13 protein-coding genes are annotated in these 15834 nt (G+C 73.7%); 9 read left to right on the top strand and 4 right to left on the bottom strand.

The features are described from left to right. Positions 1–47: 47 nt before the first annotated feature. Together LCN96_RS40130 and LCN96_RS40125 are read right to left on the bottom strand one after the other, a co-directional pair. A complete protein-coding gene (locus LCN96_RS40130) occupies positions 48–1358 on the bottom strand; it encodes a hypothetical protein (protein WP_225267632.1) in 1311 nt (436 codons plus the stop codon). After that, a complete protein-coding gene (locus tag LCN96_RS40125; protein ID WP_225267631.1) occupies positions 1358–2557 on the bottom strand; it encodes a hypothetical protein in 1200 nt (399 codons plus the stop codon). Before LCN96_RS40125 ends, LCN96_RS40130 begins: the two co-directional genes overlap by 1 nt. A gap of 173 nt (positions 2558–2730) precedes the next feature. Between LCN96_RS40125 and LCN96_RS40120 the strand changes: the two genes are divergently transcribed. From LCN96_RS40120 to LCN96_RS40075, 9 genes are all read left to right on the top strand, one after another. After that, positions 2731–4836, top strand: a complete 2106-nt coding sequence (locus LCN96_RS40120) for a fibronectin type III domain-containing protein (protein ID WP_225267630.1) — start codon at positions 2731–2733, stop codon at positions 4834–4836. A gap of 13 nt (positions 4837–4849) precedes the next feature. Next, on the top strand, positions 4850–5932 hold the full coding sequence (locus LCN96_RS40115; RefSeq protein WP_225267629.1) for an AAA family ATPase: 1083 nt from the start codon (positions 4850–4852) through the stop codon (positions 5930–5932). Positions 5933–6109: 177 nt separating this feature from the next. Then, complete coding sequence (locus LCN96_RS40110) at positions 6110–7210, top strand: DUF58 domain-containing protein (RefSeq protein WP_225267628.1); 1101 nt, start codon at positions 6110–6112, stop codon at positions 7208–7210. Beyond that, positions 7207–9441: a DUF3488 and transglutaminase-like domain-containing protein gene (locus tag LCN96_RS40105; RefSeq protein WP_263657379.1), complete on the top strand. Its 2235-nt coding sequence runs from the start codon at positions 7207–7209 to the stop codon at positions 9439–9441. Before LCN96_RS40110 ends, LCN96_RS40105 begins: the two co-directional genes overlap by 4 nt. Before the next feature lie 54 nt (positions 9442–9495). Next, positions 9496–10440 carry a winged helix DNA-binding domain-containing protein gene (locus tag LCN96_RS40095; protein ID WP_263657378.1) on the top strand — a complete coding sequence of 315 codons (945 nt, stop codon included), beginning with the start codon at positions 9496–9498 and terminating at the stop codon, positions 10438–10440. A 59-nt stretch (positions 10441–10499) separates the two neighbouring features. After that, the gene (locus LCN96_RS40090; RefSeq protein ID WP_225267627.1) at positions 10500–11087 is read left to right on the top strand and encodes an RNA polymerase sigma factor; all 588 of its coding nucleotides are present in this window, start codon (positions 10500–10502) and stop codon (positions 11085–11087) included. After that, positions 11080–11841 carry a hypothetical protein gene (locus LCN96_RS40085; protein WP_225267626.1) on the top strand — a complete coding sequence of 254 codons (762 nt, stop codon included), beginning with the start codon at positions 11080–11082 and terminating at the stop codon, positions 11839–11841. Before LCN96_RS40090 ends, LCN96_RS40085 begins: the two co-directional genes overlap by 8 nt. 52 nt (positions 11842–11893) lie before the next feature. Continuing rightward, the gene (locus LCN96_RS40080) at positions 11894–13381 is read left to right on the top strand and encodes a heparinase II/III domain-containing protein (protein ID WP_225267625.1); all 1488 of its coding nucleotides are present in this window, start codon (positions 11894–11896) and stop codon (positions 13379–13381) included. Continuing rightward, on the top strand, positions 13378–14130 hold the full coding sequence (locus LCN96_RS40075; RefSeq protein ID WP_225267624.1) for an IclR family transcriptional regulator: 753 nt from the start codon (positions 13378–13380) through the stop codon (positions 14128–14130). Before LCN96_RS40080 ends, LCN96_RS40075 begins: the two co-directional genes overlap by 4 nt. An 11-nt stretch (positions 14131–14141) precedes the next feature. Here the strand turns inward: LCN96_RS40075 and corA are convergent, their stop codons facing one another. Both corA and LCN96_RS40065 read right to left on the bottom strand, forming a co-directional pair. Further along, positions 14142–15260, bottom strand: a complete 1119-nt coding sequence (gene corA, locus LCN96_RS40070; RefSeq protein WP_225267623.1) for a magnesium/cobalt transporter CorA — start codon at positions 15258–15260, stop codon at positions 14142–14144. Between the two features lie 18 nt (positions 15261–15278). After that, complete coding sequence (locus tag LCN96_RS40065; protein WP_225267622.1) at positions 15279–15752, bottom strand: nuclear transport factor 2 family protein; 474 nt, start codon at positions 15750–15752, stop codon at positions 15279–15281. Positions 15753–15834: the final 82 nt, after the last annotated feature.

Genomic DNA, 15834 nt, shown 5'->3' with positions numbered 1-15834 from the left:
CGTTACCCTTCTGTCCATACGTACCTGTGCCTCATCTGGCATGTGCCTCATCTGGCCGATCTCCTGGCCACCACGGCCGCCGCGAGCGGGGTGTTGGGCCCCGCCGCCAGGATCAGCTCCTCCTGCAACCGCCGCCGCGTCGCCGGGGTGAGCCGGTGGAACTGCGGCCCCGGCACGTAACCGCCCGCCTCCTCACCGGCCTTCACCTGGGCGAGCAGCCCCGCGTGCCGCAGCGTCCGCAACGCCGACTCCAGCTCGCCGATCGGGAGCTGGGTGTGGCGGCGCAGCTCCTCCACCGGGGTGGGGTGCGGCGACAGCCACGAGTCCTCCGGCAGCAGCCCCTCGGCCCGCGGGATGGCCACCGAATGCACCAGCACCAGCGTCAGCACCGCCCGCTCACCGACCCCCAGCGGCCCGCGCACCGGGTCGGCGGTGCCGGCGGCGTCGAGGGCGCCGATCGTGGCGGCGACACCGTCGTCGTAGCCGGAGGTCCAGCGGTCGCGGTGCTGGATCAGCGTACGGCCGCGTCTGGCCAGCATCTCGCCCAGCGTGTGACGCAGCGCCGGGTCGCGCAGAGCGGCGAAGCGCACCTCCTGCACCGGCTCGGCCGCGTGCTCCACCGCCATGAACGCCGCCACCAGCTCGGCCCGCCGCCGCTCGTCGTAGCCGCCCAGCAGGTCGTCGAACTCGGCCGCCCCACCCTCGACCCGCCCGCCGACCCCGGCCAGCTCCACAGCCTCCGGTACGGGGGAGCCCACCGCCTCGGGATCCGGCCCCGAGGCCGCCCTCCCACCCCCCGCCCGCGCCGCAGCGACGATGTCAGCATCACCCACCACGGTCAACGCCGCCCGCTCAGGCTCGGGCAGCCTCCGCACCAGCTCCTGCAACTGCGCATGCGCCTCCACCGGCCACAACGCGCACCTGGGCCCAAGCAGCACCACCCCGTCATCCAGCACGATCCAGGCCGAGTCGTGCAGCCGCCGCAGGGCGCCCCTGGCCCAGTTGCGCATCAGATCGTCGGTACGGCCGATCAGCTCCCGATACGTATCGAGCACCAGCTCCACCGGCGCCGGATCCCCCGGCCACGGGTCCACCGACAGATCGGTCCAGCAACACTTGAGCACCGCCGCCAGCACCCGCCGCGTCTCGCCGGACCGCTCCACGGCCACGGGCGCCACCTGGTGCTCCTCCAGCAGGGACGGCGTCACCCCGTCGGGCCAGGCGGGCAGGGCGTCGCCGGTGGAGTCGGGCCTGGTCAGGCGGATCATGCCGGGAGCGGCGGGCACCCCGGGGCCGAGCCGGGCGGGCCCGTAGGCGCGCACCAGCGCATGGGAGACGGCCGCTTGCCGCTGGTCCATCAGGTGCGCTCCAGGTAGCCGTGGGAGAGCCAGGCGGGCTCGCGGCCGGGATCGACGGTCAGCCCGTCGGACCACGTGAGCCGGTAGGGCAGCTCGGGACGCAGGTCCACGGTGGTCAGGTCGGCGAGGACGCGCCGCGCCGCGACCCAGTCGGCGGAGCCCAGCACGTCGCCCAGCGCCACGCGCGAGGCGTCGCCCAGCAGTGATTCGGCCATCTGCGTGAGCCGCTCGATCGCGGCGCCCGGCGTGGAGTCGAGGGAGGACTCGGGGCCAGGGTCGGGCAGCGTGGAGCGCGGAGGAGTGGGCTGCGCGGGGACGGGCCGCGGCGCCTCGTCCACGGCGCGCGCGATGGCCGCGGGATCGTGCCAGGGCGCGGGCGCGTCGAAGACGAACCCGTCGAGCACGGCGGCCAGCCGCTCCTTGGACGCCGTCTGCGCGAACGTCCGCCACGTCTCGGTGGGCAGCAGCGTCAGGTTGCGGGTGGTGCCGGCCGAGTCGGCCAGGCGGCCGGCGGCGCGGCGCGAGGCGTCGCTGTAGGCGTAGATGGCGGCCCGCAGGTCGGTGCAGACCCGGTCGAGCTCCGGCCAGCGGGTCAGGATCGTGCCGTGCAGGCCCTGCGCGCGCCGCGCGATCTCCTCGGTGCCCCACAGCTTGGGCGCCTGCTCGCGCAGCTCCTCGATGGTGCCCGTGGTGAGCGTGATCAGCTCCAGCGCCCACAGGCGGAACGCGCGCGCCAGGTTGAGCGCGCTCTGCCTGGCCTCCTCCATGGTGGTGCGCGGGTCGGCGACGTTGAGGTCTTCGAGCGCGAGCAGCCGGTGCATCTCGGACTGGCCGCCGTCGTCCATCATCCGCCTGATGAACATCAGCCCCACCACGCTGGTGAACGAGGCGCGGTAACGCAGCTGGTTGGGCTTGGGGAACACCTCGCGGATGGCGCCGAGCCCCTTGAGCACGCGCAGCCGGTTGTCGAACTGGTCGGTGGGGTAGGCCCGGCAGGCGAAGCGCATCTGCTCGTGGGTCAGCCACTCCTCGCCCGCCTCCGCGAACGCCGCGAACAGCGTCTCGGCGATGTCGACCAGGGCCGGGTCGTCGACCACCGCCCCGCTGTCGCGGGCCAGCGCGGCGAACATGCGGCGGTAGGTGGACAGGACCGCCTCGTCGGTGAGGACGGAGTCGAGGGTCAGGGGCTGTTCTGGCACGGGCTCTAAGGTACGGCTTCACACCGACACTCTTGGCACCCACGCACCAGCGCTCCCATGGCTACCAGCCAGTACATACCCGCGAGGGACATCCGGGCGCTAGGGTGATCCCCGTTATTCCGGGGCGAAACGCTCCCTAGCCATACAAACCGGGGTGGGTAAGCAAGGTGGGCGTGCTCCGAGGCGACCGCACCACGGCGGTGATCGCCGGGGCGGCGGCCGTGGTCCTGGTCGCCGCGGCGGCGTGGTTCGGCGTGGGCGTCTCCAGCGCCAACCCCAAGCTGGCCGACGTCGGCGCCTGGTTGTGGACCAAGGCCCGCGGCAAGATCGTGCACGTCAACGGCCTGTCCGGCGAGGTGGACGGCTACCTCGACGACAAGGCGGGGCGACAGCTCCGCGTCGTCCAGGACGGCGGCCACGTCCTGCTCGTGGACGACCGGACCGGCTACGTCAGCCGTGTCGAGCCCAGCCAGCTCACCGTGACCGAGAGCCGCGACTTCGGCGCGGCCGGGATGCAGCTGGCCATGTCCGGCGACACCGCCTACGCCGTGGACCCCGCCGCGGGCAGGGTCCAGCAGATCAACCCCGGCACCCTCGACACCCTCGGCGCCGCGATCACCCTGCCGGGGCCGCTGGGCGCGGCCCGCATCGACGGCGGAGGCCGCCTCTGGGTGCCCGTGACGGCGCAGGGCCAGGTCGTCCCGGTCACGAACGGCACGGTGGCGAGCCCGATCAAGGTCGGCGAGCCGGGTGAGGAGCTGTCGGTCACCATCGCCGGCGGCCTGCCCGTCGTCGTCAACACCCGGGCCGCCACCGCCACGATCATCGGCTCGGACGGCGGCGTCGGCGAGATCACCCTGCCCAAGGGCGTGGCCCAGGCCGCCAAGGGCGGCGCGCTCACCCCGGCCGGCACGGAGGGCGCCCTGGTGCCGATCCTGGCCCCCGGCGACTCGGGCCTGCTCGTGGTGATCGACACGGGCTCCAACTCCGTGCTCAGCACCAAGCTCGCCACCGGCGACCCGGCCGCGCTGGGCGTGCCGCAGGTGCTCGGCACCAAGGTGTACGTGCCGGACCAGGGCAGCGGCTCCCTGATCGTCTGGGACAGCGCGGCGGGCGGGCGGCCCACCAAGCTCCAGGTGGCGCAGGGCCCTGGCCCGGTGGACGTGTTCGTCAAGGACGGCCTGCTCTGGGCGAACGACGAGAACGGCGACAAGGCCGTCGTCATCGACCCCGAGGGCCGCAAGCACGACGTGGACAAGGACGACTCCGACGTTCCGGGCCCGTCCAACACCCCCAAGCCCAGGCCGACCCCGCGCACCGAGCCCACCCGTACCGACACCCCGCCCGACCCCGAGCCCGAGCAGGAGCCCGTCCCGGACCCGGTCAAGACCTCCGAGCGGCCCAGCGCCACCCCCACCCGTGAGGCACCCACCAAGAGCCCCACCCCGACGCCGTCGGCCACCGCGCCCTCCGCGCCCGGCGCCGTGACCGCCAGGTCCGGCCCCGGCAAGGTCACGGTGACCTTCAGCCCGTCGGACGGGGGCCAGGTCGAGCGGTACACGCTGCAGACCTCCGGCGACGGCAGGTCCACCCCGCAGTCGGTGGACGCGGAGGGGCCGTTCCAGTTCGAGTTCACCGGCGGCGACTGCGCGAAGGAGTACACCTTCACCGTGGTCGCGCACTGGTCGGGCGGCGAGGTCGAGTCGGAGCCCAGCGCCGGGGTACGGCCGTGCGTGGCGCCGGGCTCGCCCACGGGCTTCGCCGCCAAGGCCAGGAACCGGGGCGCCGAGCTGACCTGGACCGCCCCCCAGGGCGCCGACGACGCCACCACGTACGAGCTGACCGGCGCCGCCACCGACAGCGGCATCAAGGGCACGTCGTTCACCGTGGACGGGCTCAAGAACAACCAGAAGCACGCCTTCAAGCTCAAGGCCAGGAACGCCGCCGGCGAGAGCCCCGACGTGGCCACCACCGAGGTGGACCTGGCCTACCCGCGCCAGCAGTACAAGAACGCCAGCAACGACGACACCAACACGCTGATCCGCCCCGGGCCGTCGCCCAGCGGCGAGGCCGGCAAGATCCCGCAGGGCCAGTACATCACGCTGACCGTGATCTGCCAGGTCAAGGGCGCGTCCTACACCGACTCCTCGACCGGTAGGTCCAGTGACATCTGGAACAGGATTGAGAGCCAGTACGGCAACGGCTACCTGAACGACACTCTGGTGGCGACTCCGGACGGCGGTTTCCCCGAGGGGCCGCTCTTCGAGTGCACCGACTGAGAAGGGGACTCAGTTGACCCAGTACAACTACCAGGACCAGTTCGATCAGCAGCAGTACCAGCAACAGCCGCCCGCCGCCTACGACCAGCAGTACCAGCAGCCGGCCGCCTACGACCAGCAACATCAGCAGCAACAACAACCGCAGCAGCAGCTCGCGGGCCAGTTCGCGCAGCGCTTCCAGCTACTGGCCGGCAACATCGAGCGCATCATCCGAGGCAAGCACGAGGCCATCGAGCTGGCCCTGATCTGCCTGTTCGCCGAGGGGCACCTGCTGGTCGAGGACGTGCCCGGCACCGGCAAGACCACGCTCGCGCGTTCGCTCGCGGCCAGCGTGGACGCGGAGTGGCGGCGCATCCAGTTCACGCCCGACCTGCTGCCCAGCGACATCACCGGCGTGTCGATCTTCAACCAGGCGCACCAGAAGTTCGAGTTCCACCAGGGGCCGGTCTTCGCCAACATCGTGCTCGCCGACGAGATCAACCGCGCCTCCCCGAAGACGCAGGCCGCGCTGCTGGAGGTGATGGAGGAGCGCCGGGTCACGGTGGACGCCGAGCCGCATCCGGTGCCCCGGCCGTTCCTGGTCGTGGCCACGCAGAACCCGGTGGACATGGACGGCACGTACCCGCTGCCCGAGGCCCAGCTCGACCGGTTCCTGATGAAGATCTCCGTGGGGTACCCGGATCACGCGTCCGAGGTGGAGGTGCTCAAGGGCATGCCGACGGGGCCGCAGGTCGAGCGGCTGCCCGTGGTGGCACGCTCCTCGGACGTGGCCGGCATGATCGACTTCGCCTCGCGCATCCACGTGGCCGACCCGGTCTACGACTACATCGTGGCGCTGTGCGGCGCCACCCGTACCAGCCCGCACCTGCGGCTCGGCGCCAGCCCCCGGGGCAGCCTCGCGCTGCTGCGCGCCGCGCGCGTCAAGGCCGCCGCGGCGGGGCGGCACTACGTGGTGCCCGAGGACGTCAAGGCGCTGGCCGTGCCCGTGCTGGCCCACCGCCTGATCCTCACACCCGAGGCCGAATTGCGCGAGGTCACCGCGGCCGCCGCGCTCGGCGAGCTCCTCGCCGGGATGCCGGTGCCACAGGCGGCGTAGGTGCACCCCACCCCACCGGACCCGCGTCAGCGGCCGACCCCGCCACCGGACCCCCGGGCGCCGCTCGCCTCGCCACCGGACCCGCCCGCGCGGCCCGCCGCGCCGCCGGGCCCTCGCGCGCCGCACGCCTCGCCGCCGGGTCCGCGCGCGCCGCACGCTTCGCCGCCGGGTCCGCGGGTGCGGCTCACCGCGGTGCTGACCCCGCTGGGGTGGGGCACGCTGGCGGGGGCCGTGGTGCTGTACGTCGCCGGCTTCGCGCTCGGTTACCCGGAGCCCGTCGTGCTCGCCACGGGCGCGCTGCTCGCGCTGGCCGCCGCCGTGGCGTGGACCGCTCCGCGGCCCCGGCTGGAGGTGCACAGGGAGGTCACCCCGCTCAAGGTGCCGCGCGGCGAGGCCGCCGTGGCCGTCCTGAGCGTGACGAACCTCGGCAGCCGCGGCCTGTCCGGGCTGCGGGCCCAGGACCGCCTCGGCTCCGCCGAGCACACCGTGGACCTGCCCCGGCTGCCCAAGGGCGCGGCGCGCACGGTGTCGTACCCGCTGCCCACCGACGCGCGGGGGGAGATCCCGGTGGGCCCGCTCGTGCTCGTGCGCGCCGACCCGTTCGGGCTGACGCGCCGGGTCCGCGAGTACGGCCGTCCCGCCACCCTCCTGGTACGCCCGCGCACGGTCGCCCTGCCCGTCCCGCCGTCCGGCAAGGCCCACCATCTGGAGGGCCCCACCAGCGACAACGCCCCCGCCGGCACGGTCACCTTCCACACCCTGCGCGAGTACGTCGTGGGCGACGACCTGCGCCACGTGCACTGGCGCTCCAGCGCCCGCACCGGCACCCTGATGGTCCGCCAGCTCATCGACGCCAGCCTGCCCACCACGACGGTCCTGCTCGACACGCGGGGTCTGACGGAGGTGGCCGTGGACGCCGCCGCCTCGGCCGCCGTCGCCGCCGCGCGGGCGGGCTTCCCGGTACGCGTCCTCACCGGCGACGGGCCGCTGCCCGACCCGAAGCCGGACGCCGAGACCGTGCTGGACCGCCTCGCCCTGGTGCGGCCGGGCACCGCCGGGGTCACCGAGGCGCTGCGGATGGCTCGGGGTGGCGGGGCGCTGGTGCTCGTGACCGGGGATCCGTCGGAGGTGGGACGGGCCGCGGGGGTACGGCGCCGCTTCGACCGCGTCCTCTGCGTCTACACCGGCTCCGGCCCCGCTCCGGCCGGGCCGGCGGGGGTGACGGTCGTGCCGATCGCCGCCCTGGACGAGCTGCCGGTGGCCTGGGGGGCCCGATGACCTACGGCAACCTGCCGGGCGCTCCCGGCGTGGGCAGGCATGGCGCCGGCTCGGCCGCCACTGGCGGCGTCGGGCTGCGCGCACCTGACGGCGGCGGGCATCGCGCCGACACGGGCGCCCCTGCCGGAGGCGGGCACGCCGCAGGCCGCAGCGCACCCGGCACCATCCAGCACACCGCCGCGCCAGCAGGCCCGCTGTGGCGGCGGCTGGCCGGGCTGGCGATGGTCGCGGCCCTGGCGGGCGTGGCCGGATGGGGTTTCCACCGGGTGTTCCCAGGAACGGAGCTGCTCCTGGCCGTCATCCCCGCCGCGACCGCCCCCGCAGCCGTGGCCGCCCTGACCCGCACCCGCCCCCTCTGGCTGGCCCTCGCCCTGGACCTGGTCCTCTGGCTGGCCGGCACCATCCCCCTGTACGGAACGCTGTCCCCCACCGTCCCCACCGACGTGGCCAACGCCTGGCACGCCCTGCTCACCACCCTCCTCCCCGCGCAGCCGGACCCCGAGCTGCTGGTGCTGGTCCACACCCTCGTCTGGGCGGCGGCCACCATCGGCGCGGAGATCCTGAGCCGCACCACCACCCGGATCACTGCCGCACTCCCCGCCCTGGCCGTCTACGGTGTGGCGCTGCTGCTGGGCGTGGACGGCGAGGGCTCGAACGTGCCGGTGGCGGCGGCGCTGTTCGTGCTGATCGCCGCCCTGGCGCTGATCCGCGACGACCGCTCCCCGGTGTGGCTGCTGGCCGGGATCCCGTCGGCCGCCGCGCTGGCCGCGCTCGCCCTGGTGGCGGCCCCGCTGCTGCCCATCGCCGCCGAGCCGTACAACCCCCGCCAGGACGTCGACCTGCCTCCTCCCGCCCGCGTGGACAGCGTCAGCCCCCTCGACCGCGTCTCGGCCTGGCTGCAGATCCCCGACCGCGAGCTGTTCACGGTCAGGGCAGACAAGCCGCAGAACTGGCGGCTGGCCGTCCTCGACCGGTACGACGGCGTCCGGTGGACGTCGAGCGCCCGCTTCCAGCCCACCGGCGGACGGGTCCCCGACGGCGAGTGGACGGGTGCGGCCGACGTGGTGCGGCAGCGCGTCACGTTCGGCGGCCTGCCGGGCACCTGGCTGCCAGCCGCCGAGCGCCCCGAGGAGGTCAACGGAGTCAGCGGCCTGGCCGTGGACCCGGCCAGCGGTTCGCTGCTGGCCGCGGACAAGCCGGCCAAGGGCTTCAGCTACGAGGTGACCTCCCGCGTGCCCCGCCCCACCAGGGACGACCTGCTGGCCGCCGGCCCCGTACGCGATCCGGCCCTGACGGCCTTCCCCGACGCCCCCCAGGAACAGCTCTTCCGCAGGCTCGCCCAGCAGGCCGTCAAGGGCGCCGGCGAGCCGATCAAGCAGGCGTACCGGCTGCAGAGCTACCTGCGCACGAGCGCCGCCTACGACGTCACCGCACCGCCCGGACACTCGCTCAAGGGCCTGGAGTTCTTCCTGCAGACCACGCACAGGGGGACGTCGGAGCAGTTCGCGGCCACGTTCGCGCTGATGGCCAGGACGCTCGGGCTGCCGTCGAGGGTGGTCGTGGGGTTCAGGCCGGGGCAGGAAACCGGCGGCGTCTATCACGTCAAGTCGGGGCATGTCATGGCGTGGGCGGAGATCAAGTTCGACGGGCTGGGGTGGCGGCCGTTCTATCCGACGCCCGGCCGCAGCGGCGCCAAGGACGACCACGAGGTGGCCTCCTCGGCGATCGAGGAGAGCGAGCAGCTGGAGGGCGAGTTCGCCAAGGGCGGCAGCGACCGGCCCAAGCAGTCCGAGCCGCAGGCGGCGGGCCAGGACGAGCGGGTGGCCGGCGGGCCTGACCCGTCGCTGCTCGCGGCGGTGGTGGCGGGCGGGCTGCTGGTGGTGTACGCGGGAGTGGTGGCCGCCGTGCCGTGGCGGCGCAGGCAGGGGCGTCGCCGCGCCGAGGAGCCCGGGGAGCGGGTGCTGGGGGCGTGGCGGCAGGCGTGCGACGACCTGGGGCTGGGCAAGGAGCACGCCCTGACGGCAGGCGACGTGGTGTCCCGCCAGCCGGGCGATATTTCCGTACATCTCCAGCCTTTGGCCGAAATTTCCAATTTCGTGCGGTACGCCCCCGAGAGCGTCACCGACACCGCCGCCACCGAGGCCTGGCAACGCAGCGACGCCATCCGCAGGGCCGTACGCGCCCGCACCCCCTTCCTCACCCGCCTCCGCCACCGCCTCCTCCTCCGCTGATCACGGACGCGACGGTGACGGCATGAGAGCGGCGGCGGTGCGATGATCTGCGCCATGAGAAGCGTCGGCGCCCAGCTCCTGCACCGCCCGCCCGGCCTCACCCCCGGCGACATCGTCAGCGGCCTCACCGCCATGCAGGCCCAGGACGTCCCCTCCGCCCTGCTGGCCTTCCGCGCCCGCTCCGCCACCCTCACCCCGGCGGACGTGGAGGCGGCCTGGCAGTCCCGCGAGATCGTCAGGACGTGGGGCCCGCGCGGCACCCTCCACTTCGTGCACGCCGACGACCTCCCCTGGCTCCACGCCCTCACCGGCAGCGCCACCGGCACCCTGCGCCGCCTCGCCGAAGAGGGCGTCACGGGCGACGACCTCCTCCCGCTCATCACCGCGGCTCTCGCGGGCCAGGGCCCCCTCACCAAGGCCGACCTGGAGGAACGCCTCAAGGGCCGCGCCCGCGGCCAGGGCGTCGTGCACCTGGTGGCACTGGCCGCCCACCACGGCCTGGCCGTCCTGGGGCCGCAGCGCGCGGGCAAGCCCACGTACGTCCACGCCGCCGACTGGCTCGGCGCCCCGATCACCCCGGAGCCCGACCGCGAACGCGCGCTGAAGGAGCTGGCCACCCGCTACCGCCGCGCCCACCACCCCGCCACCCCCGACGACCTGGCCGCCTGGTCGGGCCTGCCCGCCGGGCAGGCCCGCACGGCCTGGGGCCTGAGCGAAGCGCCCGCGCCGCCGCCCGAGGACGCCCCGCTGCTCCGCCTCCTGCCCGCCTTCGACGAGTACGTGCTGGGCTGGCGGAGCAGGGACCCCGTCCTGGCCCCCGAGCACGCCAAGAAGGTGTTCCCCGGCGGCGGCATCCTGCGCCCCGCCGTGCTGGTGAACGGCGAGATCAAGGGCGTGTGGGGGCGGAAGGGCGCCCAGGTGAGCGTGCAGGCGTTCGACGAGCTGCCCGCGCTGGACGACGAGGTCGCCGACGTACGCCGCTTCCTCGAAGGAGCGTGAAAGCGATCCGGTGTATCGGGTGATACCAGATGAACACTGATACATCCGGAAGGTTGCACATGACGGGGGAGACCATCGCGGCCACGGTGCCCTGGACGGCCCGCGCGCCGGGCGCCGTGCACGACACGCTGGACGGCGCCGACGCGTTCGCCGCGGTGTTCGACGCGTACTTCGGCGAGATCCACGCCTACGCCGCCCAGCGGCTCGGCCCGGACATCGCCGAGGACATCGTGGCCGAGACGTTCCTGACGGCGTTCCGCAAGCGCGACCGCTACGACCCGTCCCGCGCGGGGGTGCGGGCCTGGTTGTACGGCATCGCCACGAACCTCATCGGCAAGCACCGCCGCCTGGAGGCCCGCACGCTGCGCGCCCTGGGCCGCTGCGGCGCCGACACCGACGCCCCGGGCCACGAGGAGTCGGTGGCCGTACGCGTCAGCGCCCAGAGCCTGCGCCCCGAGCTGGCCGCCGCCCTGGCCGAGCTGGACCGGCGCGACCGCGACGTGCTGCTGCTGGTGGCGCTGGCCGGGCTGAGCCACGACGAGATCGCCACCGCGCTCGGCATCCCGTACGGCACCGTCGGCTCCCGCCTGAGCCGCGCCAGGAAGAAGCTGCGCGGCCGGCTGGGGGAGGTGCGGGGCGATGGATGAGCTGATCCGCGAGCTGTACGGCACGCCGGAGCCGGCTCCGCACGCCCAGACCAGGGTGTGGCGGCGGATCACGGTGCGCCGCCGGCGCCGCCGCCTGTCCTGGCTGGCGGTGCTCCCGGCCACCGCCGCTGCCCTCGCGCTGTTCCTGCTGATCCCCCGCGAACCACCCGTGGAGGCGGGCAGGCAGATCCTGCTGACGGCCGCGACCTCGGCCGCGTCCGCCACGTCGCGGGGCACGTACTGGCACGTCAGGAAGCTGCACGACGGCACCAGGCAGAGCGAGCTGTGGGTCACCAGGCAGGGCCGGGCGTGGACCGCCGAGCAGGGCCGCGTCACCCGGGTCACCGGCCGCGCGCCGTTCAGCATGGCCGGGCGCGACCTGACCTTCGAGCAGATCCAGGCGCTGCCCGCCGACGCCGCCGCGCTGCGCGAGCGGGTGTCGGCGATGTTGCCGCCCGGCTCGCAGGGCCTGCTCGCCGACGCGCTCGGCGGCCTGCTGTGGACCAAGCCGTCCCCGCCCGGCGTGCGCGCCGCCGCCTACCGCGCGCTCGCCGACCTGCCCGAGGTCCGCTACCTGGGTACGGCCACCGACGAACGGGGGCGCGCCGGTGAGGCGTTCTCCTTCGGCCTGCCCACCGGCGTCCGCCGGACCCTGATCATCGATCCGGGCACCTCGCAGGTGCTGTCCAGCCAGGACGGCACGCGCTCGGAGCTCGTCCTCGTCGCCGGCTGGACCGACGAGGGCCCCCGCTGAACCGTATGGTGCCGCGCGTGGGTCCCGCGCGCCCAAAAACAGGAGTCATGACGTGTTCCGGCGTGCCCGCACGACCTCAGGCCAGGCCATCTGCCTGAGCGACCAGTTCCCCGGGATCGACGTGGAGGAGGTGATGGACGGCCTGGTGCGGTTCGTGAAGCTGCCGCCGGTGCGGCTCGGCACCCCGATCGACTGGGCCGCGAACCCGCACGGCAACCGCTCCTGGGCGCTGCACCTGCACGCGCTGCGCTGGATGGGCCGCCTGGTGTCCGCCTACGAGCGCACGGGTGAGCGGGCCTGCCTCGACCGCGCCCAGGCCGTCACCGACGACTGGATCGCCGCGAACCCCAGGAACGGCCCCGGCGTCAGCCCCTGGGCGTGGGCCGAGCACGCGGTCGCGCTGCGCGCCCCGGCGCTGGTGTGCCTGAGCGAGCACGTGCGCACCGCGGTCCTGTGGGACAGCCTGGCCGAGCACGGCGAGGTCCTGGCCGACCCGGATCTCTACCGCGAGGGCCACAACCACGGCCTCGACCAGGACATCGCGCTGCTGGTCGTCGGCTGCCGCCTGGGCCGGGCACGCTGGCGGGACCTGGCCGTACGCAGGATGACCGCCTCGGCCGAGCTGGCCGTCGACGCCCAGGGCGTCCTGCACGAGCAGGCGCCGCGCTACGGCCTGTACGTGCACCGCCGCCTCGGCGTCGCCCTGCGCGCGATCAGGGAGAGCGGGGCCGAGGTGCCGGAGCGGCTGCTGGCCAGGCGGCGGGCGCTGGAGTCGTACGTGGCCCACGCCACCCAGCCGGACGGCCGGCTCGTGCCCATCGGCGACAGCCCGGCCGACGCCCGCGCGGACGGGTTCGCGCACGAGGGGCCGCCGGTGCGGATCTTCGACGGGGGCTACGTGTTCGGCAGGACCGCGTGGGACGACCCGGACGCCGCCCACTACTCGATCAGGTTCGGCCCGGGGCGGCGGCTGCACGGCCACGAGGACCACCTGGGCGTCACCTACTCGGCCAGGGGCCGCCGCATCCTGGTGGAGGCCGGCTTCCACTCCTACGAGCGCACCGGCTACGTCGAGTGGACCCGCTCCCCGCAGGCCCACAACGTCCCCGTCCCGACGTCGGGGACTTTTCGCCCCGGCACCGCCACCCGCCTGCTGCGCTCGGCCGTCGGCCCGTCCAGCCAGAGCTACGAGCTGGCCGACGACGCCTACGGGACGACCAGGACCCGGCACGTCGTGGTCAACCACGACCCCGACACGCTGGCCGTGCACGACACCGTGGCCTCGGGGACCCTGCGCAGCCTGTGGCACTTCGACCCGGCGTTCGAGGTGGTGTCGCGGCGTGAGGGGGCCGTGGAGCTGAGCGATCCCGAGGGGTTCAGGGTCACGGTGCTGCAGTTCCCGGGGGAGGGGCTGGCCGTGCGGCCCATGCTGGTCTCCACCGGCTATCTCCGCACGGCCGAGGCCGTCACCGTCGTGTCCCCCGAGGCGCCGGGCGTGCTGACGGTGATCGTGCCGGGCGGTACTAGCATCCTGCTGTGAAGAACAGGCCCCCGTACGCCCTGGGCTCGGTGGACAACGCGCTGCTCGTCCTGCACATGCTGCGCGACCGTGGCCGCGTGCAGGTCACCGACGTGGCCGGCGAGCTGGGCATCGCCCGCTCCACCGCGCACCGGCTGCTGGCGATGCTGGTCTACCGCGACTTCGCCGTGCAGGACGAGCAGCACACGTACCTGCCGGGGCCGTTCCTCGCCTCGACCCCGGCCGTCCCGGGCGGCTCCGCCCTGCGCGAGCTGCGCGCCCGCACCCGGCCCGCGATGGAGGCCCTGTGCGCCCGCGTCCAGGAGACGGTGAACCTCGTCGTCAGGGTCGGCGCGGAGGTGCGCTTCCTGGACAGCGTGGAGTCCGCGCAGCTCCTGCACGTGGGCGACCGGCGCGGCACCATCCTGCCCGCGCACCTGGCCTCGGGCGGCAAGGCGCTGCTCGCGGACCTGCCGCCCGAGGAGCTGTGGGACCTGTACGAGCACCTGCCGGCCAGGGACCGCGCGGTCCTGACGCACGAGCTGGCCGAGGTGCGCGCCCGTGGCCACGCGCTCAACATCGAGGGCACCGAGCAGGGCGTCTCGGCCATCGGCGCGGCCCTGCGCAACGGCCGCGGCACCGCCGTGGGCGCCTTCTCCATCTCGGTCCCCTCGGCCAGGTTCGACGCCGACCGGGTGGCGACGTACACGGAGGAGCTGCGCCGCGCCGTCAGCGAGGCGGAGCTGCGGCTGATCGGCTTCCCCGACTGATCAGCGGCGGCTCAGAGCCAGTTGCGGCGTTTGAAGACCGTGTAGAGCGCCACGCAGACCGCCGCCATGAGCACGATGGCGAACGGGTAGCCGAACGCCCAGTGCGTCTCGGGCATGAAGTCGAAGTTCATCCCGTACACGGTGCCGACCAGGGTGGGGGCGAAGAGGATGGCGGCCCAGGCGGAGATCTTCTTGACCTCCTCGCCCTGCTGGATGCTGGCCTCGGTCATCCGGGCCATCTCCGCGTTCTGGGCCTGGGTGACCAGGGTGGAGTTGACGACCATGATGCTCTGCAACATCTGGCGGAAGGACGAGATCCGCTCCGTCACGGTGATCGCGTGGTCGGCCACGTCGCGCAGGTAGCTCTGCAGCTCGTCCGTCACCCCGTACTTGCGCGCCCCCGCGATGAACCCGTGGATCATACCGACCAGCGGCGCCGTCGCCCGCTGGAACTCGATCACCTCGCCCGACAGCTCGTACACGCGCCGCGAGACCGACGGGTCGCCGCCGAAGACCTGGACCTCGATCTCCTCGATGTCCTTCTGCAGCCCGGCCACCACCGGCGCGTACCCGTCGACCACGGCGTCGAGGATGGCGTACAGGACGGCCTGCGGGCCCTGCCGCAGCAGCTCGGGGTCGGACTCCATGCGCTTGCGGACGGCCTGGAGGTCAGGGGCCTCGGCGTGGCGGACGGTGATGACGAAGTTGGGGCCGACGAAGACGTGCACCTCGCCGAAGGCGACCTCCTCCACGTCGTCGAGGTAACGCGCGGCGCGCAGCACCACGAACAGCGTGTCGCCGTAGCGGTCGGCCTTGGGGCGCTGCGAGCCGACGATGGCGTCCTCCAGCGCCAGCTCGTGCAGCTCGAACTCCTCGCCGAGCTTGACCAGCTCCCACTCCTTCGGCCGGTACAGCCCGATCCAGGCCATCGCGTCCGGCATCTGCTTGAGGCGTTCGAAGGCGTCGGCGAGCGAGCCGGGGTTGTCGACCCGCTCGCCGTCCTGGTAGATCGCGTTGTCGATGACCGTCGGGCGATAGGGGCGCTCCTCGGCCGCACGCGGGTCCATCGAGTGCTCGGGCGCCTCCTCGCGTACGTCCCCGCTGCGCCTGAACCCCTTGACCCTGGCCATCGCCCCTCCTTCTTCCCGTTACGACGGGCTCATCTCGTCGAGTCGCTGTGTCGCGCGGTCTCTGATGGTCTTGCGCCACATCGGGGTCCATCCGAACAACAACCCATGTGGCCTACCAAGTGCCATTTTCGACCATTTGCGGAAATCGAACTCGTCGTGGTGGCGAACAATCAGGTCGTCCTCGAATCGGAACAGCGAGTCGATCTCGTTGACGACCTCGCGGCCGGTGCTGTGGAAGGTGTAGCGAGCGGTCCAGTGGGCGGTCGCCGTGAAGCTGTCGGCCGTCACGTCGCGGTACTCCGACTTCAACCCGTCGCGCACGCCGAGCTGGAGCCGCCACATGCGCATCACCCTGTCGCGCCCCTCGACCTCCTGGAAGATGGGATCGCCGTAGCTGACCTCAGGGTGGTAGCAGCGCTCCATGGCCGCGAAGTCCGCGCGGCCCAGAGCGTCGTAGAAGGCGCTGATGAGCGCCACGTGCCGATCGTTCACCCTCCTATGAGACCACGCCCGGCTCACCGGCCATGCCCCGCACGGTCGCGCGGTGTCCGCACCCGGCTCGGGACGGATCCCC

This window comes from Nonomuraea gerenzanensis (genome assembly GCF_020215645.1).
In the GTDB taxonomy this organism is placed as follows: Bacteria; Actinomycetota; Actinomycetes; order Streptosporangiales; family Streptosporangiaceae; genus Nonomuraea; species Nonomuraea gerenzanensis.
The sequence above is the reverse complement of the archived record's forward strand: the minus strand, read 5'-3'. Positions and strand labels throughout refer to the sequence as shown.